The organism is Actinacidiphila cocklensis, from assembly GCF_907177275.1.
In the GTDB taxonomy this organism is placed as follows: Bacteria; Actinomycetota; Actinomycetes; order Streptomycetales; family Streptomycetaceae; genus Actinacidiphila; species Actinacidiphila cocklensis.
In genome coordinates this window covers 18,584-42,937 of sequence record NZ_CAJSLV010000066.1, presented here as the reverse complement: position 1 = coordinate 42,937, position 24,354 = coordinate 18,584, and the positions used below count along the sequence as shown (strand labels likewise).

The window sequence follows — 24,354 nt, the reverse complement described above, 5'->3', positions numbered from 1 at the left end:
GCCGCTAACCTCCCCTAGATTTCCTGCGCATTACACACGCCGCTCAAGGGGACGGGAGCACCACCCATGCCGGAAGCACCACCGGACCCACGGCCACCGGTCATCACCCCCACCCGGGTGCTGGCCGGGCTGTGCCTCCTTGCACCGTTCGTCGCCCTGCTGTGGGTGAACTCCTACTCGCGCCTGACGCCTGCCTTCATCGGCATCCCGTTCTTCTACTGGTACCAGATGGCCTGGGTGCCGGTGGCCGCCACGCTGACCTACACCGCGTACGCGCTCGTACGCCGTGAGGAGCGGGCTCGCAAGGGAGGTGGCGTCAAGTGAAGGACGGCGTCAACGGCGTCGCACTCGGCGTCTTCATCTTCTTCTTCCTGGCCGTCACGGTGCTCGGCTTCCTCGCCGCCCGCTGGCGCCGCGCCGCCGACCCGCTGCACCTGGACGAATGGGGCCTGGGCGGACGGAGCTTCGGGACCTGGGTGACCTGGTTCCTGCTCGGCGGCGACCTCTACACCGCCTACACCTTCGTGGCGGTGCCCGCGGCGATCTACAGCGCCGGCGCGGGCGGCTTCTTCGCCGTGCCCTACACGATCATCACCTACCCGCTGGTCTTCCTCTTCCTGCCGCGGCTGTGGTCGGTCTCGCACAAGCACGGCTACGTCACCTCGTCGGACTTCATCCGCGGGCGGTTCGGCTCCAAGAGCCTGTCGGTGGCCGTCGCGATCACCGGCATCATCGCGACGATGCCGTACATCGCCCTGCAACTGGTCGGCATCCAGGCCGTGCTGGACGTGATGGGTGTCGGCGGCGGCGACTCCACCAACTGGTTCCTCAAGGACCTGCCGCTGCTGATCGCCTTCGGCGTGCTCGCCGCGTACACCTACTCCTCGGGACTGCGGGCGCCCGCGCTGATCGCCTTCGTCAAGGACGCGCTGATCTACATCGTCATCGCGGTCGCCATCATCTACATCCCGTACAAGCTCGGCGGCTTCGACGACATCTTCAACAAGGCGGGCGCCGAGTACGCGAAGAAGACCAACGGGGTGCCGCGCGGTTCGCTGGTGACCGGGCCGAAGGCGCAGTGGGCGTACGCCACGCTGGCGATGGGCTCGGCGATGGCGCTCTTCCTCTACCCGCACTCGGTGACGGCCGTGCTGTCCAGCAAGAGCCGCGACACGATCCGCCGCAACACCACGATCCTGCCGCTGTACTCGCTGATGCTGGGCCTGCTGGCGATGCTCGGCTTCATGGCGCTCGCCGCCGGTGTCGGCGGCAAGGGCTACAACGCCCAGCTGGCCATCCCGCAGCTGTTCGAGAACATGTTCCCCTCGTGGTTCGCCGGCGTCGCCTTCGCGGCGATCGGCATCGGGGCGCTCGTCCCCGCCGCGATCATGTCCATCGCGGCGGCCAACCTCTTCACCCGCAACATCTACAAGGACCTGATCAAACCGGACGCCACCCCGGCCCAGCAGACCGCGGTCTCCAAGATCGTGTCCCTGGTGGTGAAGGTCGGCGCGCTGGTCTTCGTCCTCACCATGGACAAGACGGTGGCGATCAACTTCCAGCTGCTGGGCGGGATCTGGATCCTGCAGACCGTACCGGCGATAGTCGGCGGCCTGTTCACCCGCTGGTTCCACCGCTGGGCGCTGCTGGCCGGCTGGGCCGTCGGCATGGGCTACGGGACGTGGAAGGCGTACGAGCAGAGCAGTCCCAAGCAGTCGCACTTCGCCGGCAACTCGGACATGATCCCGTGGATCGGCGAGAAGGGCTACATCGGCCTGACCGCGTTCGTCCTCAACATCGGGATCGCGTTCGTCCTCACCCTCGTGCTGAACGCGCTCAAGGCTCCCGCCGGGGAGGACGAGACCGTCCTGTCCGACTACACCACCGAGGCCGAGCCCACCCCGGCCGGCCCGGCCGACCCCGCACCGGGCACCGCCCCCGGCCTGCCCGAGCCCGCAGGGGCTTAGCGCCCACCAGGGGCGCGGGGAACCGCGTGAGCGGCTTCCCGCGCCCCCTTCACGCACCGTCCGAGCGGAAGGCGCGGCGGTAGGCGTGCGGGGTGGTGCCGACCCAGCGGCCGAAGTGGTGCCGCAGGGTGGCGGCGTTGCCGAATCCGGCCCGGTCCGCGACCGCGTCGACCGTGAGGGCCGTGCCTTCGAGGAGTTCGCGGGCCAGCAGGATCCGCTGCCCCAGCAGCCAGCGGTACGGCGTCGTGCCCGTCTCCTGCTGGAAGCGCCGGGCGAAGGTGCGCGGCGACATCAGGGCGCGGGCGGCCAGGTCGTCCACCGTGACCTCCCGGTCGAGGTGGCGCTCCATCCAGGCGAGCACGCCGGCGACCGAGTCACTGGTGGCCCGGGGCAGCGGCCGGTCCACGTACTGCGCCTGGCCGCCCTCGCGGTGCGGGGGTACGACCATCCGGCGCGCGATGCCGTTGGCGACGGCGACCCCCTGCTCCTTGCGCACCAGGTGCAGGCACGCGTCGATGCCCGCGGACGTGCCGGCCGAGGTGACGACCCGGTCGTCGTCCACGTAGAGCACGTCCTGCTCCACCCGGGCCTTGGGGTGCCGGGCGGCGAGCAGCTCGGTGTGCCGCCAGTGGGCCGCGCACCGGCGGCCGTCGAGCAGCCCCGCGGCGCCCAGCACGAAGACCCCTGAGCAGACGCTCATGACGGTCGCGCCGCGGCCCACCGCCCGGTTCAGGGCGCCCAGGACCTCCCGGGGGAACTCCCGTACGGTCGAGGCGTCCGCGGCCGGTACGGCGACGAGGTCGGCCTCGTCGAGGCGGTCCAGCCCCTCCGTGGCGACCACGTCGAAGCCCGCGTGGGTGCGCAGCCGCGGGCCTTCGGCGGAGACGACCGCGAAGTCGTAGCCGGGCAGCCCCTCGTCCGTGCGGTCGAGCCCGAACACCTCGCACAGCACTCCGAGTTCGAAGGGGTGGACCCCGTCGAGCAGCATCACGGCGACGTTCTTCAGCATGGTCCCGAGCATCGCAGATGGCAGGATGTTGCGGTAGGTCGGCACCGCTGCCACTTATCGGCAGCCAGTACCGTCGCCACTATTGACTCATGACAGTTTTCCTGGACATCGCCGCACTGCTCGCCCTCACCCTCGCCCTGACCTTCGTGCCCCTCATGGGCGCCCGCGCCGACGCCCGCATCACCCGCGAGATCCGCGCCGCAGAGCGCGGCGAAACACCGGGGCAGCCGCCGGAACCGGCCTCCCTGACGCGGGAGAGCATGTCGCTACGGTACTGACGCGGCCCGCCGCGACACAACATGTGGGCGTCACCCTGAGACCCGGCACAAGATGTATGCTCAACTCCGCTGCCCGCAGGGGAAGCCGGTGCGAGTCCGGCGCTGCCCCGCAACGGTGAGCGGTGGCGCCCCCGTGCGCCCCGCACAGCCCGATCACCTGCCGGCAGCCGGCGCCCGTACGGTCGAAGGACCGGCGTGCGCCGACGAGTCCGGGCCTCGCGGATTGGGCCTGCGGACGCGGTCCGGCATGCCCGCACGCACGCCCGGCCCCCCTCCGCCCCTCCCCCGCGTGGCCGCCGCCGCGTACGAGGGAGACCGCACCACCGTGACCATCGCGCCAGAAGCCCCCGCCACGACAGACAGCGCCGACACCGCCGGCGCCGACCTGCTGCGTACCCTCGTCGCGCTCTGTGCCGACCTCCCCGACACCGATCCAGGGCGGGTGGCCGCCGCCGCGCTGCGGGGGCGCAGCGGCGCCGCCGACGCCGCCGAACTGCGGGGCCTGGCCACCGAGTCCGCCGCCGGGCTGATCTCCGAGGACCCGGCCTACTCGCGGCTCGCCGCCCGGCTGCTCACCCGCACGATCGCCGAGGAGGCCGCCTCCCAGGGGTCGGTGTCCTTCACCACCGCCGTCGCGGTGGGCCACCGCGAGGGCCTGATCGCCGACCGCACGGCGGACTTCGCCGCACGCCACGCGGCCCGGCTGGACGCGCTCGTCGACCGGGCGCTCGCCGACCGCGCCGACGACCGCTTCGGCTACTTCGGCCTGCGCACCCTCTACAGCCGCTACCTGCTGCGGCACCCGCTGACCCGCAAGGTGATCGAGACCCCGCAGCACTTCATGCTGCGGGTCGCCGCCGGACTCGCCGAGGGCGACTCGGCCACCGCTGTGGACGAAGTCGCCTCGCTCTACCGGCTGATGAGCGCCCTGGAGTACCTGCCCAGCTCACCGACCCTGTTCAACTCCGGTACCCGGCACCCGCAGATGTCGTCCTGCTATCTGCTGGACTCGCCGCTCGACGAGCTGGACTCGATCTACGACCGCTACCACCAGGTTGCGCGGCTGTCGAAGCACGCCGGCGGCATCGGGCTGCCCTTCTCCCGTATCCGCGCCAGGGGTTCGCTGATCCGCGGCACCAACGGGCACTCCAACGGGATCGTCCCGTTCCTGAAGACGCTCGACGCCTCGGTCGCCGCGGTCAACCAGGGCGGCCGGCGCAAGGGCGCGGCCGCGGTCTACCTGGAGACCTGGCACGCCGACGTCGAGGAGTTCCTCGAACTGCGGGACAACACCGGCGAGGACGCCCGCCGCACCCACAACCTGAACCTGGCGCACTGGGTGCCCGACGAGTTCATGCGCCGGGTCGACGCCGACGCCGACTGGTCGCTGTTCTCGCCCGCCGACGTGCCCGAGCTGGTCGACCTGTGGGGCGACGACTTCGACGCGGCCTACCGCGCGGCCGAGGCGGCAGGCCTGGCGCAGCGCACGATCCCGGCACGCGAGCTGTACGGCCGGATGATGCGCACCCTGGCGCAGACCGGCAACGGCTGGATGACCTTCAAGGACGCCGCGAACCGCACCGCCAACCAGACGGCGCTGCCCGGCCGCACGGTCCACTCGTCCAACCTGTGCACAGAGATCCTGGAGGTCACCGACGACTCGGAGACCGCGGTGTGCAACCTCGGCTCGGTCAACCTGAGCGCCTTCGTGACACCGGACGGCGACCTGGACTGGCAGCGCCTGGACGAGACCGTGCACACCGCGGTGACCTTCCTCGACCGGGTCGTGGACATCAACTTCTACCCGACCGAGCAGGCCGGTCGCTCCAACTCCCGCTGGCGGCCCGTGGGTCTGGGGGTGATGGGCCTGCAGGACGTCTTCTTCAAGCTGCGGCTGCCGTTCGGCTCCGCCGAGGCCCGCGCGCTGTCCACCAGGATCGCCGAGCGGGTGATGCTCGCCGCGTACGAGGCCTCCTGCGACCTGGCGGAGCGCTGCGGCCCGCTGCCCGCCTGGGACCAGACCCGTACCGCGGCGGGGGTGCTGCACCCCGACCACTACGGCGTCGAGTTCGCCTGGCCCGAGCGCTGGGCGGCGCTGCGCGAGCGGGTCGCGGCGCACGGGATGCGCAACGCGCTGCTGCTGGCCATCGCCCCGACCGCGACCATCGCCTCCATCGCCGGGTCCTACGAGTGCATCGAGCCGCAGGTCTCCAACCTCTTCAAGCGCGAGACGCTGTCGGGTGAGTTCCTCCAGGTCAACTCCTACCTGGTGGCCGACCTCAAGCGGCTCGGGGTGTGGGACGCGCAGAGCAGGGAGGCGCTGCGCGACGCCAGCGGCAGCGTGCAGGGCTTCAGCTGGATTCCGGCCGAGGTGCGGGAGCTGTACCGCACCGCGTGGGAGCTGCCGCAGCGCGCGCTGATCGACATGGCCGCGGCCCGCACCCCGTACCTGGACCAGAGCCAGTCGCTGAACCTGTTCCTGGAGACGCCCACCATCGGCAAGCTCTCGTCGATGTACGCCTACGCCTGGAAGCAGGGCCTGAAGACCACGTACTACCTGCGCTCCCGCCCGGCCACCCGGATCGCCCGCGCCGCCCAGGCGGCCGCGCCGGTCCCCGTGGCCGTCCCCGCGACCGCCGACGCCGACGCGATCGCCTGCTCCCTGGAAAACCCCGAGTCCTGCGAGGCCTGCCAGTAATGACCAGCACACCCGTGAAGAACCTGCTCGACCCGGGCTTCGAACTGACCCTGCGGCCGATGCGCTACCCGGACTTCTACGAGCGCTACCGCGACGCGATCAAGAACACCTGGACGGTGGAGGAGGTCGACCTGCACTCCGACGTCGCGGACCTGGCCAAGCTCACCCCGGGCGAGCAGCACATGATCGGCCGCCTGGTGGCCTTCTTCGCCACCGGCGACTCGATCGTCTCCAACAACCTCGTGCTCACCCTGTACAAGCACATCAACTCGCCCGAGGCGCGGCTGTACCTGTCCCGCCAGCTGTTCGAGGAGGCCGTGCACGTCCAGTTCTACCTGACGCTGCTCGACACCTACCTGCCCGATCCCGCGGACCGGGCCGCCGCCTTCGACGCCGTCGAGGAGATCCCGTCGATCCGCGAGAAGGCGCAGTTCTGCTTCCGCTGGATGGCCAACTTCGACGGGCAGGGCGCCGAGAAGATCGACCGCCTCGAATCCCGCGAGGACCGCCGCCGCTTCCTGCTCAACCTGATCTGCTTCGCCGCCTGCATCGAGGGCCTGTTCTTCTACGGCGCCTTCGCGTACGTCTACTGGTTCCGCTCCCGCGGGCTGCTGCACGGGCTCGCCACCGGCACCAACTGGGTGTTCAGGGACGAGACGATGCACATGAGCTTCGCCTTCGACGTGGTCGACACCGTACGCAAGGAGGACCCGGAGCTCTTCGACGACGCGCTGCGCCAGGAGGTCACCGACATGCTGCGCGAAGCCGTTGACGCCGAGCTGCAGTTCGGCCGGGACCTGTGCGGCGACGGGCTGCCGGGCATGAACACCGAGTCCATGCGCGCGTATCTGGAGTGCGTCGCCGACCAGCGGCTCGCCCGACTGGGCTTCCCGGCCCTCTACGGGTCGCAGAACCCCTTCTCCTTCATGGAGTTGCAGGGTGTGCAGGAGCTGACGAACTTCTTCGAGCGCCGCCCCTCCGCCTACCAGGTGGCGGTGGAGGGCACGGTGGCGCTCGACGAGGACTTCTAGCCGCAGCGGCCCGGCGGGCCGCTAGTCGTTGGGCACGGTCGCGAACTTGGGGGTGGCCTCCGCCATCTGGCGCAGGACGTCCTTGCGGTCGCGCTTGGAGAGCCGGTCGATGTACAGCCGGCCGTAGAGGTGGTCGGTCTCGTGCTGCAGGCAGCGGGCGAAGTAGCCGCTGCCGCGCACGACGATCGGCTCGCCGTGCAGGTCCTGGCCGCGGACCACCGCGTAGTCCGGGCGCGGCGTCTCCATGTACGCGCCCGGCACGGACAGGCAGCCCTCGTTGGAGTCGTCCAGGTGCCGCTGGTCGGCGGGCAGGTCCTCCAGGACCGGGTTGCACACGACGCCGACGTGGCGGGCGTCGTTGTCGTCGGGGCAGTCGTAGACGAAGACCTTCAGGTCGACGCCGATCTGGTTCGCCGCGAGCCCCACGCCCTCGGCCGCGCGCTGGCTGGCGAACATGTCGTCCACCAGGGCGAGCAGCTCGTCGCCGAACTCGGTGACGTCCTTGCACTCCCGGTGCAGCACCGGATTGCCCACGACGGTGATCGGACGCGCCGTACCGCGCTCCCGGTGGGCCAGCTCACGGGCCTCCGCGTCGGTCACGTCGTCGAGGAAGGGCTCCTCCGGAGCGGTGGTGGGGGTCTCGGTGTGCTGCTGGGACATCTGGAGGGTGTGCCTTCCGGGCAGGGATGAGTAATCGTTCCAGGGTACGGCCCCCGGCCCTGGCCCTTCCCCCGGTTCCGGGACCTTCCCCGGGCCTTCCCCGGGCGGGGGCTTGTCGCGCAGTTCCCGGCGCCCCCGGGTGATTGCCGGTTTCTGCGGCGTTCGCACCTTTCGGCACACCGCGACCGGCCACGACGGCGGGAAGATCCCGGGACGGCCGGACGGGGCAGCCCGGGGGGACCGTGGAACTCCGGTCAGCAGACCTCTTCCAGGTCGCGCCACGCCCGCGTGGAGGGCGAGTCGGCGACCCAGCCGTCCAGGAGGCCGCGGACGAGGCCCGCGGGGGCCGCGACCCCGCACTCCCGCTCGGGCGACCAGTGATCGCCCGAGCCGTGCTCGCTCAGGTGGCTGAGGTGCCCGGGGTGACCGGGCTCACCGTGGTCGTGCGGGTCCCGCGCCGCCGTCCCGTCATCCGTGGGCATCCGGCTCTCGGAGCAGGTGCGGCACAGCAGGCGGACCGACGAGGACCAGTCCTCCGCGGCGTAGCCCGCGTCCGCCGCGAGCCGCTCCAGCGCGTCCCGGTCGCCCGGGGTGTCCGCTTCGAGCAGCACCAGCCAGGTCGGCACGGGCGAGGGCGCCCACAGCTCGATCTCGTCGAAGACCGGGTAGACCGATCCGCCGCCGTGCCCCGCGGTGTCCCGCTCGCCGTGCGGCACCCCGTCGTGCAGGACCACCTCGCCCCAGCGCCGCCCGGAGGACGGCAGCGGGATGGACAGCACCTCGACCCGCGCGGGGTCGAGCCGCCGACCCCACACGACCTCGGCCTCGCCCTCGGGCGAGAGCCGCACGGCCGCGCTGCCCAGCGGCAGCCTCGCCGACTCCTCGCCGCTGCGCGCCCCGGTGCCGGCCGGCATCCGCAGGCCGTACGCCTGCCAGGCGCGGCGGGCCAGCGGCCAGTCCTGGAGCGCGGTGGCGGCGATGCCCAGGTTCCACCAGTCGGGGGCGCCGACGGGGCGGTCGAGCAGGGCGACGGCCCGCAGCCCGGCGATCCTGGCCTGCGCCCAGTCGTGCCGGAACTTGTGCAGCAGCGCCAGGTTGTACCAGGACTCGGAGAGCCATGGCTCCAGGTCGGCGGCCCGGGTCAGCAGGGCGCCCGCGTCCTCGTAGCGGCCGTCGTCGATCAGCGAGAACGCCTGGTCAGTGGCCTGGCGCCACGTGGGCGACGGCCGGTGCCGCACTCTGCCGAAGATCTTCAACGTCGTTACCCGCCTGCCCGCTCAGCCGATCACTGCCAGGACGTCGCCTTCCCGCACCACGATCACGTCCCCCGGGGGGACCCGCACCACCTCAGTGCGGCCCCTTCTCGTACCGCCCGCACGTCGTCGGACAGGCGGGTACGACACCAACCTTGCACACTTTGGCCGTCGTCTCAGCCCGACCCGGTGCCCTTCACCGCCGGCGTCCCGCGGCGTCCCTCACCCTGCCTCCTTGCCATCCCCGTGGGCATCCAACCATGCCCAGGTGAGGCGCGTGACGGGCACCCGGGTGAGCGGGCCTCACCCGTTCGGCCTACAGGCGCGCGGACCGGCCCCTGTGGGCCGCGGGAAGCCCCGGCAGCGGCACCGGCGGCGGCCACGGGTGCCGGGCCAGGGCGCGGGTCAGCGCGGCGACCACCGAGGGGTCGAACTGGCTGCCCGCGCAGCGCCGCAGCTCGGCCAGCGCGGCGGGCACCGGGCGGGCCTGGCGGTAGCTGCGGGTGGAGGTCATGGCGTCGAGCGCGTCGGCCACGGCGACGATCCTGGCCGGCCAGGGGATGCGCCGCCCGGCGAGGCCGTGCGGGTAGCCGCCGCCGTCGAGGCGCTCGTGGTGGTGCAGTACGGCCACCCGGGCCACCGCGGGCACTTCGGAGCCGCGGACCAGCGCGTAGCCGTGCCCGGGGTGGCGCTGAACGGTCTCCCGCTCGGCGGCGGTGAGGGGCCCGGGCTTGCGCAACAGGCCGCCGGGGACGCCGAGTTTGCCGATGTCGTGCAGGGTGCCCGCGAGCCGCAGCGCGGCCACCAGGTCGTCGGCGAGCCGCAGTTCGGCCCCGATCAGCGCGCTGGCCTGGCCGACCCGGTCGCCGTGGCCGCGGGTGTAGGGGTCCTTGAGCTGCATGGCGGCGACCAGCGCCGTGACCAGGCTCACCGCCGGGTCCTGTCGGCCGGCCGGGGCAGAAAGGATTCTGTGCCCCTCGTGCGGGGAGTCGTGCGGCGGGAACCGGCGTCGTACGGCATCGGCACGGCGAGCGGCCTCCTCCGGCAGACACGCGGCGGGCGCGGCCCCATCGGAGCCCCTGGGCGCCCCGGGGGGAAATCCCCTCGGGACTCAGGACGATAGGACCGCGCCCGCCGCGGAGCCGCGGAACGCTCGCTTTACGCCCGTACGGGCGACCTCACCGGTATGGGCCTTGACAGCCGCCGGGCCTGGCCGGGACGCACCGGGCTAGGACGCCGGCTCAGCCGCCGACGACTCGCCCGCGCGGATCATCTCGATCCGCATCATCACCTTCGACCGCAGGTCGGTCGGTACGTCGTCGGAGCCGCAGCACCGCTTGACCAGCTTCTTCACGGCCTGTTCGAGCCCGTACTTCTCCAGGCAGGGGTGGCACTCCTCGAAGTGCTGCCTGAACTTCGTACAAGCATCGTCGGACATCTCGTTGTCGAGATATTCGTAGAGGTGGCCGAGCACCTCCGAGCAGTCCGTCTCATGCGCGTTGCCGCAACTCATGAATCCGCGCCCTTCTCACTTCCCGCGCCCGCCGGGACGAGCCCGCGGTCACGGGCGTAGTCCTCCAGCAGGTCGCGCAGCTGACGACGCCCGCGGTGCAGTCGGGACATCACCGTGCCGATGGGCGTTCCCATGATGTCCGCGATCTCCTTGTAGGCAAAGCCCTCGACGTCCGCGAGATACACCGCGATGCGGAATTCCTCCGGGATCGCCTGCAGCGCCGCCTTCACGTCCGAGTCGGGCAGGTGGTCGAGCGCCTGCGCCTCCGCGGAGCGCAGACCCGTCGACATGTGCGACTCGGCACGGGCGAGCTGCCAGTCCTCGATGTCCTCGGAACCGCTGCGCAGCGGTTCACGCTGCTTCTTGCGGTAGGAGTTGATGAAGCTGTTGGTGAGGATGCGGTAGAGCCAGGCCTTCAGATTGGTGCCCTCACGGAACTGGTGGAAGGACGCGTACGCCTTCGCGTACGTCTCCTGCACCAGGTCCTCCGCGTCGGCCGGATTGCGGGTCATCCGCAGCGCGGCCGAGTACATCTGGTCGAGGAACCCGAGGGCGTCCCGCTCGAAGCGCTCGGTGCGCTCCGTGCTGCTCTCCTGCGATGCCTGACCGGACGCACCCGCGGTTCCCGCCGTGCTGTCGTCGGTGCCGGTGACCGGACCCACCTCCTCAGAAACGCCAGCGAGTCCCAAAGCGGACACGCTCGTCTCGGAGGATATTGCACTGGCGAGTGACGCGCCCGATCCGCCCTTGCCAACGTCCTTGCCGTCGCCCGCGGCGGGCCACTCGGCCCAGTTCACGAACGGTGCGGCGACCGCCGACTGAGCGGTGGCCTCTGCCCGGGGCCGGCATGCGGCTGAAACCATGCGGATGCCTCTCTCACCAAAGCCTCGTCACTGCTTTTTGCGTCTTCCGCCTGGCACAACACTGCTGCCGGTGTCGTCATTCCCGGGGTGGAGACGGTGCGGCGGCGGGCCGCGGCTCTGCGTGTCCGAGGCCCGCCAGCCAGTCGGTGACGGCCCCGGTGAGCACCGCGAGCGCCTGTTCCGCGGTGATGTCGGCCCGCTTGGGCACGCCGAAGCCGTGGTCGGCGTACGGCACCTCCACCGGCGCGTGGGCGGAGGGGAACTCGCCTGGGCGCCCGAACGGGTCGTGCCCGCCCTGCACGGTCAGCAGCGGCAGGACGCCGGCGGCCGCGGTCAGCTCCGCGGCGCGGGAGGAGGCCGGGCGGCCCGGCGGGTGCAGCGGGAAGGCCAGCGCCAGGACGGCGGCGGCGCCCAGCTTCTCCGCGGTACGGCAGGCGACCCTGGCGCCCGCGCTGCGCCCGCCCGCGACCACCGGCAGGCCCGGCTCGGCCAGCGCCGGCCACAGCGCGGCCCAGCCGGTGTCCAGGGTCGCGGGCGCGGGGGCGAGCCTGCGGCCCGCGACCCGCCAGGGCTGCTCCACCAGGGCCACGACCACGCCGGCCGCCGGCAGCGCGGCGGCCAGCGCGACCAGGTCGCGCGCCTCGATGCCGCCGCCCGCGCCATGGCCGAGCGCGAGCACGCTGCGCGGCCGGCCCGTGCCGTACCAGCTGATCCGTGCGGGTCCCAGCGGGGTGGCGACCTCTTCGGTGCGGGTGGCGGCGGGGGCGGGCGGTGCGTCCATCAGAAAAGTGTCTCCTCCTCGGGCGCCGCCAGCTCGTCGAGCAGCTCGGGCCCGTTGTTCGCGACATTGCTCACAGCGGTGCCCACCGGATAGGCCCGCATCAGGCTCTCGGGGGGCTGGGGTCCCCCCTCCCGAAGGCCGGGGGCCAGCAGGCCGCGCAGCGCGTCGGGCTCGGTGGTGGCCGGGTCGAGCCAGGCGTCCCACCGGTCGGCGGTGATCATCAGCGGCATCCGGGGGTGGATGTCGGCCAGCGCGCGCGGCCCGCGGCCCTCGTAGCCGGCCAGCGCGCAGGTCTCGGCGGCGGTGGTGACCACCGTGCAGGTGGTCCACCAGGCCCGCGGGTGGTCGTCGGGCAGCGTGCGGTCCCGCCAGAACTCGTACAGCCCGGCCATCGCCATCACCGAGCCGTCGGCGGGCGTCACGAAGTACGGCTGCTTGCGGGGCCGCTTGCGCCGGCCCTCCTGCTCCAGCTGCAGCTCGCCGGCCGCGGTCACCCACTCGTAATAGCCGTCGGCCGGTATCAGGCAGCGCCTGGCGGCCAGGGCGCGGCGGAAGGACGGCTTCTCCGCCACGGTCTCGGCCCGCGCGTTGATCATCTTCACCCCCACGTCCGGGGTCTTCGCCCAGGACGGCACCAGGCCCCAGCGCAGCACGCGCAGCTGGCGCACCGGGTCCGGGGAACCGGAGTCCCGCACCGGACGGTCCAGTACGACATAGACGTCCTTCGTCGGCGCCACGTTGTAGTCCGGGGCGAGCGCCTCGGTGGGGTCCCACTTCGTGACCCCGAAGAGGCCCGTAAGGTCTTCTGGTTTCCGGCTCGCCGCATATCGACCGCACATGGGTGCCAGACTGCCACGACCACCGGCCCGGACGGCGGGCGGATCGCAAGGACGTACGAAGGAAGCGCACGGCCGGAGCCGTGGCGGAGGACGTGAGGGAATGGGCGCCGAATGAACGTCGCGAACATCAGCGAGATGTGGGACCGGCTGACCGGGGCGCAGGCGGACCCGCCGCGCTGGCTGATCGGGGCGACCGCGGTGGTGGCGCTGGCGGCGGTGCTGTCCGGCGGGGTGTGGCGGATCGTGCGCAACGCGGTGACGATCGCGCACGAGGGCGGGCACGGCCTGGTGGCCCTGCTCAGCGGGCGGCGACTCGACGGCATAAGGCTGCATTCCGACACCTCCGGGTTGACGGTCTCCCGCGGCAAACCGCACGGCCTGGGCATGATCCTGACCGCCGCGGCCGGTTACACGGCGCCGCCGCTGCTGGGCCTGGCGGGCGCGGCCCTGCTGGCCGCCGGGCACATAACCGCGCTGCTGTGGGGGGCGACGGCGCTGCTGCTGGTGATGCTGGTCATGATCCGCAACGCGTACGGGGCGCTGACGGTGGTGCTGACCGGCGCGCTGTTCCTGCTCGTGTCGTGGCTGACCAAGGCGCAGGTGCAGGCGGCCTTCGCGTATCTCGTGGTCTGGTTCCTGCTGGTCGGAGGCGCCCGGCCGGTCGCCGAACTGCAGGGCAGCCGGCGCAGGGACCGCAGCGGCTCGTCGGACGCGGACCAGCTGGCCCGGCTGACCCGCACCCCGGCCGCGCTGTGGCTGCTGTTCTTCTACGGGGTCGCGGTGTGCTCGCTGGTCGGCGGCGGGCGCTGGCTGCTGGCCCGCTGACCCGCACGACCGGTCCGGTCCTGATGCCCTTGCGACGGCCAGGAGATGACTCCGCGCGTCCCCGAATGGGACATTCCACTCTCGGCGGCCTTCGAGCGATCTTCGATTTCCGGGAGGTTTCGGCTCATTCGCCGACTTATCTCCCCGTACCCGAGCCACTACGCTGGGCCTCATGAGCGACAGCGCCGCGCACTCCCCCCCCCTGGTGGGCCGCCCCCACCGCGCCCGGTGCCGTGGACGCGACCGTCACGGTGCCGGGATCGAAGTCGGTGACCAACCGCGCCCTGGTGCTGGCCGCGCACTCGTCGGAACCCGGATGGGTGCGGCGGCCGCTGCGCAGCCGGGACACCGTCCTGATGGCCGACGCACTCCGGACGATGGGCGTGCAGATCGACGAGACGGTCAACCCCGACGGCGGCGAGGCCTGGCGTATCATCCCGGCCGGGCTGCACGGACCCGCCACCGTCGACGTCGGCAACGCCGGCACGGTGATGCGCTTCCTGCCGCCGGTGGCCGCGCTGGCCGACGGCCCGGTCCGCTTCGAGGGCGACGCGCGGGCGTACGAGCGCCCGCTGGGCGGGGTGATCGACGCGCTGCGCAGCCTGGGCGCGCGGATAGACGACGAGGGCCGCGGTTCGCTGCCGCTGACCGTGTACGGAGCGGGGTCGCTGACCGGCGGCGCTGTCGACGTCGACGCGTCCTCCTCGTCGCAGTTCGTCAGCGCCCTGCTGCTGTCGGGACCGCGCTTCAACAAGGGCCTGGAAGTCCGGCACACCGGCCGTACGCTGCCCTCGGTGCCGCACATCCGGATGACCGTGGACATGCTGCGCAAGGCAGGTGCCCGGGTCGACGCCCCGCAGGACGGCGGCACGCGGAACGTGTGGCGGGTCACCGCGGGCGCGCTGCTCGGCCGGGACCTCACGGTCGAGCCCGACCTGTCCAACGCGGCACCCTTCCTGGCCGCGGCCCTGGTCACCGGCGGCTCGGTGACCATCCCCGACTGGCCGCGGCGCACCACCCAGCCGGGTGACGCGCTGCGGGAGATCTTCACCCGGATGGGCGGCTCCTACGAGCAGACCGACCGGGCGCTGACCTTCCGCGGCACCGGCCGCATCCGGGGCATCACCGCCGACCTGCACGACGTGGGCGAGCTGACCCCGGTGATCGCCGCGGTCGCCGCGCTCGCCGAGGGCGAGTCGCTGCTGTCCGGCATCGCCCACCTGCGGCTGCACGAGACCGACCGGCTCGCGGCGCTGGCCAAGGAGCTGGGCGAGCTGGGCTGCGACGTCACCGAGACCGACGACGGGTTGCGCATCCGCCCGCGTCCGCTGCACGGCGGCGACTTCCACACCTACGAGGACCACCGGCTGGCCACCGCGGCCGCGGTCGTCGGCCTGGCCGTCGAGGGCGTCCGGGTGGAGAACGTGGCGACGACCGCCAAGACGCTGCCGGACTTCCCGGAGCTGTGGACGGCGATGCTGGACCTACCGGCGGGGCGGGGCTGACCAGTGCGGCGCTACGGCAAGAACCCGGACGAGGACGACATCAGGGTCCGCCCCAACAGCAGGGGCACCCGGCCGCGTACGACCATCAGGCCCAAGCACGAGGACGCGGCCGAGGGCATGGTGCTGACCGTGGACCGCGGCCGGCTCACGGTGCTGGTCGACGACCGCGAGGTCACCGCGATGAAGGCGCGCGAACTGGGCCGCAAGTCCGCGGTCGTCGGCGACCGGGTCGCGGTGGTCGGCGACCTGTCGGGGGCCAAGGACACGCTGGCCCGGATAGTCAGGGTCGAGGAGCGCAGGTCGGTGCTGCGGCGGACCGCGGACGACGACGACCCGTTCGAGCGGGTGGTCGTCGCCAACGCCGACCAGCTGGCCATCGTCACCGCGCTCGCCGACCCGGAACCCCGGCCCCGGATGATCGACCGCTGCCTGGTGGCGGCCTACGACGCCGGACTCGACCCGCTGCTGGTGCTCACCAAGTCCGACCTGGCACCGTCGAAGCCGCTGCTGGAGACCTACGGCACCCTCGACCTGGCCTACGTGGTCACCAACCGGGAGGACTTCCTCACCGGCGGGGTGGACCAGATCCGCGAGCGCCTCGCGGGCCGGGTCACCGCCTTCGTCGGGCACAGCGGCGTCGGCAAGACGACCCTGGTCAACGCGCTGGTGGAACGCCAGCGGACCACCGGCGTGGTCAACGCCGTGACGGGGCGCGGCCGGCACACCACCACCTCGGCCCTGGCACTTCCGCTGCCCGGCGACGGCCCCGAGGGCGCGGCGGGCTGGGTGATCGACACCCCGGGCGTCCGCTCCTTCGGCCTGCACCACATCGACCCGTCCCGGGTCATCCTCGCCTTCCCCGACCTGGAGCCCGGCACCGAGGAGTGCCCGCGCGGCTGCTCGCACGACGAGAAGGACTGCGCGCTGGACGCCTGGGTGGCCGCGGGCCACGCGGAACCCGCCAGGCTCGACTCGCTGCGACGGCTGCTCGCCACCCGCGAGCGGCGCGAGGGCGACTGACCGGTACCGTTGGGCCGCTTCACTTCCCCGCGCACTGTGTGATGATCGACATCGCACCTTCCGGCACACATGATCGACAGCCGGGCGGGTAGCAGCGCTACGAGCCGAACGAGCCGAAACGGAGGCGCCCGATGGCCTGGCTCCTGGTGGTGGTCGCGGGTCTCTTCGAGACCGGCTTCGCGGTCTGCCTGAAGCTGTCGCACGGCTTCACCCGGCTGTGGCCGACCATCGCCTTCTGCGTCTTCGCCCTCGGCTCCTTCGGTCTGCTCACGCTGTCGCTGAAGAAGCTCGACGTCGGCCCGGCCTACGCCGTGTGGACCGGCATCGGCGCCGCGGGCACCGCGATCTACGGCATGGCCTTCCTCGGCGACCTGGTCTCCACCCTCAAGCTCGTCTCGATCGCGCTGGTCGTGGTGGGCGTCATCGGCCTGCAGATCTCCGGCTCCTCGCACTGACCGGCGCGGCGCCGGGCGAGCGGCCCGGCGCCCCTCCTGCCGTCACACCACCGCACGCGCGGCAGGGAAGTGACAGGCCGCCACATGGTCGCCGCCCTGCTCCGCCAGTGCCGGCGCCTCGGTGGTGCAGCGCTCGCGCCGCGGCTCGGGCAGCGCCGCGAAGACCTGGCACCGGGAGCGGAAGGGGCACCCCGACAGCCGCCGGGTGGGGCTCGGCGGATCCCCGGGCAGCAGGATCCTGGCGCGCGCCCGCTCCCGTACCGGGTCCGGCAGCGGCACCGCGGACAGCAGCGCCTGGGTGTAGGGGTGCAGGGGCCGGGCGAAAACCTCGCCGACCGCGCCCGCCTCGACCGTGCGGCCCAGGTACATCACGCTCACCCGGTCGGCGATGTGCCGCACCACGGAAAGGTCGTGCGACACGAAGAGGTAGGCCAGGCCCAGTTCCGCCCGCAGCCGCAGCAGCAGGTTGAGCACGCCTGCCTGCACCGAGACGTCGAGCGCCGAGACCGGTTCGTCCAGCACCAGCAGCCTGGGGTCGACGGCCAGCGCGCGGGCGATGCCGACGCGCTGCCGCTGCCCGCCGGAGAACTCGTGCGGGAAGCGGTCGCCGTGCGCCGGGTCGAGGCCCACCTGGCGCATCAGTTCCGGCACCCGGCGGGCGATACGGTCCCGGTCGGCGCGCTGGGCACGCAGCGGCTCGGCGATGGCGTCGCCGACCGGCAGCCGCGGGTCGAGGCTGGCCATCGGGTCCTGGAAGACGATCTGCACCTGCGCGCGCAGGGCGTGCGCCTCACGCCGGGTCAGCGCGTCGGTGCCGCGGCCCAGCACCTCGACGCTGCCGCGCTCCGGCGGCCGGAGTTCGAGGATCTCGAAGAGGGTGGTGGACTTGCCCGAGCCGGATTCGCCCACCAGGCCGAGAACCTCACCGGCCCTGATGTCGAGGTCCACCCCGTCGACGGCGTGGACCGAGCCGACCCTGCGCCGGAACACCGCGCCCTTGAGCAGCGGGAAGGTCCTGGCCAGACCGCTGACCCGCAGCACGCTGCCGCCGTCCGGCCGCCCGCCGGCGGCGCCCCTGGCCGGGCTGTCGGCGGCGGGCACCGGGAAGACGTCGAGGGGGCGGAGCCCGGAGACCTCGCCGGCCCGCACGCAGGCCGCCAGATGCGGCTCGCCCGCGGCCGCGGCCAGTTCGGGTTCCGCCGTACGGCAGCGGTCCTCGGCCAGCGGGCAGCGCGGGGCGAAGGCGCAGCCCGGCGGGAGCGCGGCGGGGGCGGGCGGTGCGCCGGGGATCGGCACCAGCGGCTCGGGGCGCCCCTCCGCATCGGCGTCGAGCCGCGGAACCGCACCGATCAGGCCCAGCGTGTACGGCATGCGCGGCCGGGCGAAGAGGGCGTCGACCGGCGCCGTCTCCACGATCCGGCCCGCGTACATCACCGCGACCCGGTCCGCGGTCCCGGCGATGACCCCCAGGTCGTGGCTGACCAGCAGCAGGGCCGCGCCGGTCTCGCGCTGCGCGGTGCGCAGCACGTCGAGCACCTGGGCCTGCACCGTGACGTCGAGGGCGGTGGTGGGCTCGTCGGCGAGGATCACGTCGGGGTCGTTGGCCATCGCCATGGCGATCATGGCGCGCTGCCGCATGCCGCCGGAGAACTCGTGCGGGAAGGCCGCGGCCCGGACGCGCGGTTCCGGTATGCCGACCAGGTCGAGGAGTTCCACCGCCCGCTCGGCGGCCCGCTCGCGGGAGAGGTCCTGGTGGGTGCGCAGGGCCTCGACGATCTGGTCGCCGATCCGGTAGACGGGGGTGAAGGCGGACAGCGGGTCCTGGAAGACCATGGCGATGCGGTTGCCGCGCACCGCGGACAGCGCCGCGTCGCCCGCGCCCACCAGTTCTGTCCCGTCCAGGCGCACCGAGCCGCGTACGCCGGCGCCGCCCGGCAGCAGGCCCATGGCGGCCAGCGCGGTCACGGACTTGCCCGAGCCGGACTCGCCGACCAGGCCGAGGACTTCACCGCGGTGCAGGGCGAGGTCCACACCGCGCACCGCGGGCACACCGGCGAAGTCGACGTGGAGGCCGCGGATGTCGAGGACCGGGTCACCGGGCCGGCCGTTCATCGGGCCGCCGCCTTTCCGCCGCGCCGGGTCCGCGGGGAGCGGCCGCGCCGGTCCGACGTCGGGTCGATCGCGTCGCGCAGCCCGTCCCCGACCAGGTTCACCGCGAGCACGAAGACCACCAGCAGCCCGGCGGCGAAGAAGAACATCCACGGGTAGGTGACCGCGGCGCCGGTGCCGTCGGCGATCAGCGTGCCGAGCGACACGTCGGGGGGCTGCACCCCGAAGCCGAAGTAGGACAGCGCGGTCTCGCTCATCACCGCGGAGCCCACCGCGATGGTCGCGTCGATGATGAGGAAGGACGCCACGTTGGGCACGATGTGCCGGGCGATGATCCGCAGCGGCCCCACGCCCATGTAGCGGGCGGCGCGCACGAATTCGCGCTCCCGCAGCGAGATGGCCATCGACCGCACCACCCGGGCCGTGACCATCCAGGCGAAGAACGCGAGCAGGAAGGCGAAGACCAGCCAGCCGCCGCCCTTGAGCCGGGGCGAGACGACGGATATCACCAGGAAGCCCGGGAAGATCAGCAGCAGGTCGGTGACGAAGGTCAGCAGCCGGTCGGTCCAGCCGCCGAAGTAGCCGGCGCAGGCGCCGACCACGGCGGCCCCGCCGGTCGCGGCCACCCCCACCAGCAGTCCGATGATCAGCGACTTCTGCAGTCCGCGCACGGTCTGCGCGAAGACGTCCTGGCCGATCCTGTTGGTGCCCCACCAGTGCCGGGCCGAGGGTGCGCTGCGCAGCGCGGTGTAGTCGATGTCGCTGTAGCTCCACCGCGTCAGATGCGGCCCCGCGAAGGCGAGGACGAACAGCAGCAGCAGCACGGCGAGGCCGGCGACGGCGGTGCGGTGCGCGGCGAAGCGGTGCAGGGTGACCCTGGCCCGGCTGGGCGGCCCGGCCATCAGGCCGTCGTCGGTGTCGGCCCCGGCGAGCAGGGCCTCTGGTGCGGTTGCCATGGCGGTGTGGTGGGGTCCTGTCAGGAGTGGCGGACGCGCGGATCGAGTGCGGCGTGCAGCAGGTCGGCGACGAAGCCGGACAGCAGCACCACGACGGCCGCGAAGGTGCTGACGGCGACGACCGAGTTGACGTCGTCCTTGCCGATCGAGGCGACCAGCCACTCCCCCATGCCGTGCCAGCCGAAGATCGCCTCGGTGAAGATGGCGCCGGTGAAGACCGCGAGGAAGTTGTAGGAGAAGAACGTCGACATCGGGATCAGCGCGGTGCGCAGCCCGTGCCGCAGCAGCGCCCTGCGGCGGGTGAGGCCCTTGGCCTGTGCGGTGCGCAGGTAGTCGGAGCCGAGCACGTCGAGCATGGTGCTGCGCTGGTAGCGGCTGTAGGTGGCCAGCGTGATCAGGCCGATGGACAGGCTCGGCAGCAGTAGGTGCACCGCCCGGTCCCTCGCGTGTGCGGCCCAACCGCCTTGCAGGCCGGGGGTCTTCTCGCCGGTGAACTGGATGAGGTCGGTGCCCAGTGCCTGGTTGATCCTGATCGCGCCGATCTTGAGCAGGACGGCGAGCAGGAAGACCGGGGTGGACAGCAGCAGGAAGGAGGTGAGGGTGACCAGGCGGTCGGAGAGCCGGTACTGGCGGACCGCGGTCCAGGCGCCGGCCAGGATGCCGGCCACCGTGCCCGCCGCGGTGCCGACGACCAGCAGCCGCAGGCTGACCCCGACCCGGCGGCCGAACTCGTCGCTGACGGAGGTGTCGTCGATCGTCCGGCCGAGGTCGCCGCGCACCGCGTGGGCGGCCCAGCGGCCGAACCGGTCGTAGAGCGGGGTGTGGTCGTCGATGCCGAGTTCGGCGAGCTGCGCCTGGACGGCGGCGGGCCGCGGCGGCGGCTGGCGGGCCTCGAAGTACGCCCGCGGCTGGAGTGCGGTCGCGGCCAGCGCATACGACAGGCAGACGGCCACCAGCAGCAGCACCACGTAATAGCCCAGCCTTCTGGCCAGATACGCGAGCACGTCGGGTCCTCTCTCGGGGTTCATCCCCGATCTTGGAGTCCGCGTGTTGCAGCAACATGAAGAGACCATGACAGCTTTACCAATGGGGCGCGTGTGACCTCGGTTGCGGTTTAGCGTCAACCGCCGGCGCTGTGCCCTGTGGGGGCACCGATGCCGCTGCAGTTCGACGATCGGAGGAACCACCCATGCCCAGGATGTTCGGCAGACCCGTCACCGCTGTCGCCGTGGCCCTTTCCGCCACGATGCTGATCGCCGGGTGCAGCGGCGGCTCGGGCGACGACGGGAAACCGGACGCCGGGAAGAGCTCCGCGCCGCCCGCGGTGGGCGCGCAGGGGATCAACCCGCAGCCCGCGAGCAAGGTCAAGCAGGGCGGCACCCTGAAGATGGCCATCCAGCAGTGGATCTCGCAGTGGAACTCCTACCAGGTGGACGGCAACCAGGGTGACGCCCAGAGCATCGTCGCCCAGGTCGAGCCGAGCCTCTTCCACTACGACGCGCAGGGTGTCTCCCAGCTCGACAGGGACTTCCTGCTCTCCGCGGACGTCACCTCCACCAGCCCGCAGGTCGTGACCTACACACTGAACCCCAAGGCGAAGTGGTCCGACGGAAAGCAGCTGAGCTGGCAGGACTTCGCCACCCAGTGGAAGGCGCTGAACGGCAGCGACGACCGCTACCGGGTCGCCGACACCAGCGGCTACGAGCAGATCTCCGCGGTCACCAGGGGCGCCGACGACCAGCAGGTGAAGATCACCTTCAGCACGCCGTACGCGGACTGGAAGCGGCTCTTCCGCCCGCTGCTGCCCGCGGCGACGATCGCGACGCCCGACCTGTTCAACAAGGGCTGGCTCGGCAGGATCCCGGTCACCGGCAACTCCTGGAAGGTCAGCGGCTACGACAAGACGGCCGAGACCGTCACGACCGTGCCCGACCCGGCCTGGTGGGGCACGAAGCCGAAGCTGGACGCCGTCATCTACCGGGCGCTCGACGCCACGGCGGACACCGACGCGTACCTCAACAAGGAGATCGACTACGCCGCCGCGATCCAGCCCGAGGACTACAAGCGGCTGGTGAAGGCCCCTGACACCGACATCAGGAGCGGCGCCCGCTGGGACGAGGTGCACATCACCCTCAACGGCGCCCGCGGCCCGCTCCAGGACCTCGCCGTCCGGCAGGCCGTCGACCTGGCCATCGACCGGCAGGGCATCGTCGCCGCCTTCTCCAAGGACCTGCCCTTCCCGGTCAAGCCGCTCGGCAACCACTTCTTCATGCCCAACCAGCAGGGCTACCAGGACAACAGCGGCAAGTGGGGCAGCTACGACCTGGCAGGCGCCCAGAAGCTGCTGGACGCCGCCGGCTGGAAGGACAACGGCCCGGGCAAGCCCCGCACCAAGGACGGCAAGCAGCTCACCCTGCAGTACGTCCTCAGCGCCGGCGCCACCTCGTCGGCCACCGACCAGGCGCAACTGGTGCAGGCGCAGCTCGGCCAGGCGGGCGTCGCGGTGAAGATCCAGACGGTCCCGGCCGACGACTACTTCGAGAAGTACGTCCACACCGGCGCCTTCGACCTGGTGAGCTTCCGCAACGTCGACGCGATCTTCCAGACCCTGCTGTACTCGACCTTCCAGGCGCCCACCGCCTCCCAGGTCTACGGCAACTACGGCCGGATCTCGACCCCGCAGATCCAGCAGCTGATCAGCCAGGCCGCCAGGACCACCGACCCGACCGCCGCAGTGGCCCTGTACAACCAGGCCGACGCGAAGATCTGGGAGCAGGTGCACTCGATCGAGCTGTACCAGCGCCCGCAGATCCTCGCGGTCCGCAAGGGCCTGGCGAACTTCGGCGCCTCGGGCCTGGCCGACTGGGACTACGACGCGATGGGGTGGACGGCCTAGGGTCCGGCGGGTCGCGCGGGCGGTCCTGCCGGCCAGGACAGCAGGCTGCGGATCAGCTGGGCGATCCGCAGGCACGACTCCCGGTCGTCGGCGGCCGGCGCGATCACGTAGGACAGGGTGAGGCGCAGCGCCGCCTCGCAGGCCCAGCCGACGTCCTCGGGGCGCAGCCGCGGGTAGCCGCGGACCAGGGCGTCGGCCGTACGGGTGTGCACGGCGTCAACGAGCGGGGTGCCGGTGCCCGCTCCGGTTCCGGTGTGCGGCCGCGGCGGTTCCGCGGAGGGCTGCCCCGGCGGCGGTGAGCCGGTCAGGGCCGAGCGGATCAGCGGGCTGCGGCGGGCCGCGCGCAGCGTCCAGCCCGCGGCGGCCGCGAAGCACTCCCCCGCGTCGGCGCCGCGGCGGCGGGCGGCGGCCATGGCACGGTCCACGCCGGCCAGGAAGGCGTCGCCCTCCCGCCGGGCCAGCGCCCTGGCCAGGCCGTCCTTGCTGCTGAACTCGTTGTAGAGGGTCTGCCGCGACACCCCGGCGGCCGCCGCGACCTCGGCCATCCTGACCGCTTCCCAGGGGCGTTCGCCGAGCGCGGCGAAGGCCGCGTCCATGAGTGCGTCTCGCACGGTAGGCATCGGTGCCTCCAGGCGGTGCCTCCGGGCCACCGCGAGGGTGGCGGTGTGGCGGACGGACGGCCGTCTACGGAGAATTGACGCGGTGCCAGGGTCTGTCAAGGTCCCGCGTCGGCCCTGGCCGCACATCGCCGCGCTACTGTTCGGCCCATGCTCGACTTCAACGACGACCTGCGGCTGGCCCATGTGCTGGCCGACGCCGCCGACGCCGCGACCATGGCCCGCTTCAAGGCCCTCGACCTGAAGGTCGAGACGAAACCGGACCTGACCCCGGTCACCGAGGCGGACAAGGAGGCCGAGGAGCTGATCCGCGGCCAGCTGGGTCGGGCCAGACCGCGGGACGCGGTGCTCGGCGAGGAGTACGGGAGCCAGGGCAGCGGACCGCGGCGCTGGATCATCGACCCGATCGACGGCACCAAGAACTACGTCCGGGGCGTGCCGGTGTGGGCGACGCTGATCGCGCTGGTGGTACGCGGCGAGCAGGGCGACGAGGGCGTCGTCGGCGTGGTCTCGGCGCCCGCGCTGGGCCGCCGCTGGTGGGCGGCGCAGGGCAGCGGCGCTTTCACCGGGCGCAGCCTGCTGTCCGCGACCCGGCTGCACGTCTCCGGGGTGAGCCGCCTGGAGGACGCGTCGTTCGCGTACTCCTCGCTGAGCGGCTGGGAGGAGCAGGGCCGCCTCGACGGCTTCCTGCACCTGTCGCGCAACTGCTGGCGCACCCGCGGCTACGGCGACTTCTGGCCGTACATGATGGTGGCCGAGGGTTCCGTCGACATCTGCGCGGAGCCCGAGCTGAGCCTGTGGGACATGGCCGCGAACGACGTGATCGTCCGGGAGGCGGGCGGCCGCTTCACCTCGCTCGACGGGGTGCCCGGTCCCTTCGGCGGCAATGCGGCGGCGTCCAACGGGCTGCTGCACGAGGACCTCCTCGGCTATCTCGGCGGTTCCTGACCGTCCGGTTCACGACCTCCGCGCATCCCTGACCTCGGCGGTTCCTGACCGCGGGCTACTCGCTGTGCACACCCCCTTGCCCACTGCAGGGGCGCGTGTGACTATGAAAGTACTCCCGCTTGTGAATTTGT

Annotated in this window: 23 protein-coding genes; 11 read left to right on the top strand and 12 right to left on the bottom strand. The window is 72.3% G+C overall.

Annotation, left to right across the window (positions count from 1 at the left end):
* The first annotated feature begins 66 nt into the window (after positions 1-66).
* The gene (locus NFU81_RS23825; protein ID WP_251493237.1) at positions 67-324 is read left to right on the top strand and encodes a DUF3311 domain-containing protein; all 258 of its coding nucleotides are present in this window, start codon (positions 67-69) and stop codon (positions 322-324) included.
* Entirely contained in the window at positions 321-1,967 is a 1,647-nt protein-coding gene (gene mctP, locus NFU81_RS23820) for a monocarboxylate uptake permease MctP (protein ID WP_251493235.1), read from the top strand. The genes NFU81_RS23825 and mctP overlap by 4 nt, the downstream gene beginning before the upstream one ends.
* Positions 1,968-2,016: 49 nt before the next feature.
* On the opposite strand, the gene NFU81_RS23815 is transcribed toward mctP, so the two are convergent.
* Positions 2,017-2,976, bottom strand: coding sequence for a helix-turn-helix domain-containing protein (locus NFU81_RS23815; RefSeq protein WP_251493233.1), 960 nt, complete (start codon positions 2,974-2,976; stop codon positions 2,017-2,019).
* An 89-nt stretch (positions 2,977-3,065) separates the two neighbouring features.
* Here NFU81_RS23815 and NFU81_RS23810 point away from each other — a divergent pair, with 89 nt between their 5' ends.
* From NFU81_RS23810 to NFU81_RS23800, 3 genes are all read left to right on the top strand, one after another.
* Positions 3,066-3,254 (top strand): hypothetical protein, encoded by a 189-nt coding sequence (locus NFU81_RS23810; RefSeq protein WP_251493231.1) that lies wholly within the window; start codon positions 3,066-3,068, stop codon positions 3,252-3,254.
* A gap of 325 nt (positions 3,255-3,579) precedes the next feature.
* Positions 3,580-5,952 carry a ribonucleoside-diphosphate reductase subunit alpha gene (locus tag NFU81_RS23805; RefSeq protein ID WP_251493229.1) on the top strand — a complete coding sequence of 791 codons (2,373 nt, stop codon included), beginning with the start codon at positions 3,580-3,582 and terminating at the stop codon, positions 5,950-5,952.
* Positions 5,952-6,983 (top strand): ribonucleotide-diphosphate reductase subunit beta, encoded by a 1,032-nt coding sequence (locus NFU81_RS23800; protein ID WP_251493227.1) that lies wholly within the window; start codon positions 5,952-5,954, stop codon positions 6,981-6,983. Before NFU81_RS23805 ends, NFU81_RS23800 begins: the two co-directional genes overlap by 1 nt.
* A 21-nt stretch (positions 6,984-7,004) precedes the next feature.
* Here the strand turns inward: NFU81_RS23800 and def are convergent, their stop codons facing one another.
* From def to NFU81_RS23765, 7 genes are all read right to left on the bottom strand, one after another.
* Positions 7,005-7,643: a peptide deformylase gene (gene def / locus NFU81_RS23795; RefSeq protein WP_251493225.1), complete on the bottom strand. Its 639-nt coding sequence runs from the start codon at positions 7,641-7,643 to the stop codon at positions 7,005-7,007.
* A gap of 254 nt (positions 7,644-7,897) precedes the next feature.
* A complete protein-coding gene (locus NFU81_RS23790) occupies positions 7,898-8,899 on the bottom strand; it encodes a tetratricopeptide repeat protein (protein ID WP_251493223.1) in 1,002 nt (333 codons plus the stop codon).
* Positions 8,900-9,212: 313 nt separating this feature from the next.
* The gene (locus tag NFU81_RS23785; RefSeq protein ID WP_308208316.1) at positions 9,213-9,827 is read right to left on the bottom strand and encodes an HD-GYP domain-containing protein; all 615 of its coding nucleotides are present in this window, start codon (positions 9,825-9,827) and stop codon (positions 9,213-9,215) included.
* Between the two features lie 297 nt (positions 9,828-10,124).
* Complete coding sequence (gene rsrA, locus NFU81_RS23780) at positions 10,125-10,409, bottom strand: mycothiol system anti-sigma-R factor (RefSeq protein ID WP_251493221.1); 285 nt, start codon at positions 10,407-10,409, stop codon at positions 10,125-10,127.
* Positions 10,406-11,071 carry a sigma-70 family RNA polymerase sigma factor gene (locus NFU81_RS23775; RefSeq protein ID WP_033171779.1) on the bottom strand — a complete coding sequence of 222 codons (666 nt, stop codon included), beginning with the start codon at positions 11,069-11,071 and terminating at the stop codon, positions 10,406-10,408. The genes rsrA and NFU81_RS23775 overlap by 4 nt, the downstream gene beginning before the upstream one ends.
* Before the next feature lie 277 nt (positions 11,072-11,348).
* On the bottom strand, positions 11,349-12,053 hold the full coding sequence (locus tag NFU81_RS23770) for an alpha/beta hydrolase family protein (RefSeq protein WP_251493219.1): 705 nt from the start codon (positions 12,051-12,053) through the stop codon (positions 11,349-11,351).
* A complete protein-coding gene (locus NFU81_RS23765) occupies positions 12,053-12,892 on the bottom strand; it encodes an SOS response-associated peptidase (RefSeq protein WP_251493217.1) in 840 nt (279 codons plus the stop codon). Before NFU81_RS23765 ends, NFU81_RS23770 begins: the two co-directional genes overlap by 1 nt.
* A 111-nt stretch (positions 12,893-13,003) precedes the next feature.
* Between NFU81_RS23765 and NFU81_RS23760 the strand changes: the two genes are divergently transcribed.
* The 4 genes from NFU81_RS23760 (at position 13,004) to NFU81_RS23745 (ending at position 16,697) form a co-directional block, all read left to right on the top strand.
* Positions 13,004-13,717 (top strand): M50 family metallopeptidase, encoded by a 714-nt coding sequence (locus NFU81_RS23760; RefSeq protein WP_251493215.1) that lies wholly within the window; start codon positions 13,004-13,006, stop codon positions 13,715-13,717.
* A 233-nt stretch (positions 13,718-13,950) separates the two neighbouring features.
* Positions 13,951-15,222, top strand: a complete 1,272-nt coding sequence (gene aroA / locus NFU81_RS23755) for a 3-phosphoshikimate 1-carboxyvinyltransferase (RefSeq protein ID WP_251493213.1) — start codon at positions 13,951-13,953, stop codon at positions 15,220-15,222.
* A gap of 3 nt (positions 15,223-15,225) precedes the next feature.
* The gene (gene rsgA / locus NFU81_RS23750) at positions 15,226-16,242 is read left to right on the top strand and encodes a ribosome small subunit-dependent GTPase A (RefSeq protein ID WP_251493211.1); all 1,017 of its coding nucleotides are present in this window, start codon (positions 15,226-15,228) and stop codon (positions 16,240-16,242) included.
* Between the two features lie 131 nt (positions 16,243-16,373).
* Positions 16,374-16,697 carry a DMT family transporter gene (locus tag NFU81_RS23745; protein WP_251493209.1) on the top strand — a complete coding sequence of 108 codons (324 nt, stop codon included), beginning with the start codon at positions 16,374-16,376 and terminating at the stop codon, positions 16,695-16,697.
* Positions 16,698-16,739: 42 nt separating this feature from the next.
* On the opposite strand, the gene NFU81_RS23740 is transcribed toward NFU81_RS23745, so the two are convergent.
* The 3 genes from NFU81_RS23740 to NFU81_RS23730 all read right to left on the bottom strand — a co-directional run bounded on the left by NFU81_RS23740 (position 16,740) and on the right by NFU81_RS23730 (position 20,766).
* Positions 16,740-18,809 (bottom strand): dipeptide ABC transporter ATP-binding protein, encoded by a 2,070-nt coding sequence (locus NFU81_RS23740; RefSeq protein ID WP_251493207.1) that lies wholly within the window; start codon positions 18,807-18,809, stop codon positions 16,740-16,742.
* On the bottom strand, positions 18,806-19,708 hold the full coding sequence (locus NFU81_RS23735; protein WP_251493316.1) for an ABC transporter permease: 903 nt from the start codon (positions 19,706-19,708) through the stop codon (positions 18,806-18,808). Before NFU81_RS23735 ends, NFU81_RS23740 begins: the two co-directional genes overlap by 4 nt.
* A 74-nt stretch (positions 19,709-19,782) precedes the next feature.
* Entirely contained in the window at positions 19,783-20,766 is a 984-nt protein-coding gene (locus NFU81_RS23730) for an ABC transporter permease (RefSeq protein WP_251493313.1), read from the bottom strand.
* A gap of 185 nt (positions 20,767-20,951) precedes the next feature.
* On the opposite strand from NFU81_RS23730, the gene NFU81_RS23725 reads away from it, so the two are divergent.
* The gene (locus NFU81_RS23725; protein WP_251493205.1) at positions 20,952-22,658 is read left to right on the top strand and encodes an ABC transporter family substrate-binding protein; all 1,707 of its coding nucleotides are present in this window, start codon (positions 20,952-20,954) and stop codon (positions 22,656-22,658) included.
* Here NFU81_RS23725 and NFU81_RS23720 read toward each other — a convergent pair.
* Positions 22,655-23,278, bottom strand: coding sequence for a TetR/AcrR family transcriptional regulator (locus NFU81_RS23720; RefSeq protein WP_251493203.1), 624 nt, complete (start codon positions 23,276-23,278; stop codon positions 22,655-22,657). The genes NFU81_RS23725 and NFU81_RS23720 overlap by 4 nt on opposite strands.
* A 147-nt stretch (positions 23,279-23,425) precedes the next feature.
* Here NFU81_RS23720 and hisN point away from each other — a divergent pair, with 147 nt between their 5' ends.
* Entirely contained in the window at positions 23,426-24,223 is a 798-nt protein-coding gene (hisN, locus tag NFU81_RS23715; protein ID WP_251493200.1) for a histidinol-phosphatase, read from the top strand.
* Positions 24,224-24,354 lie beyond the last annotated feature (131 nt).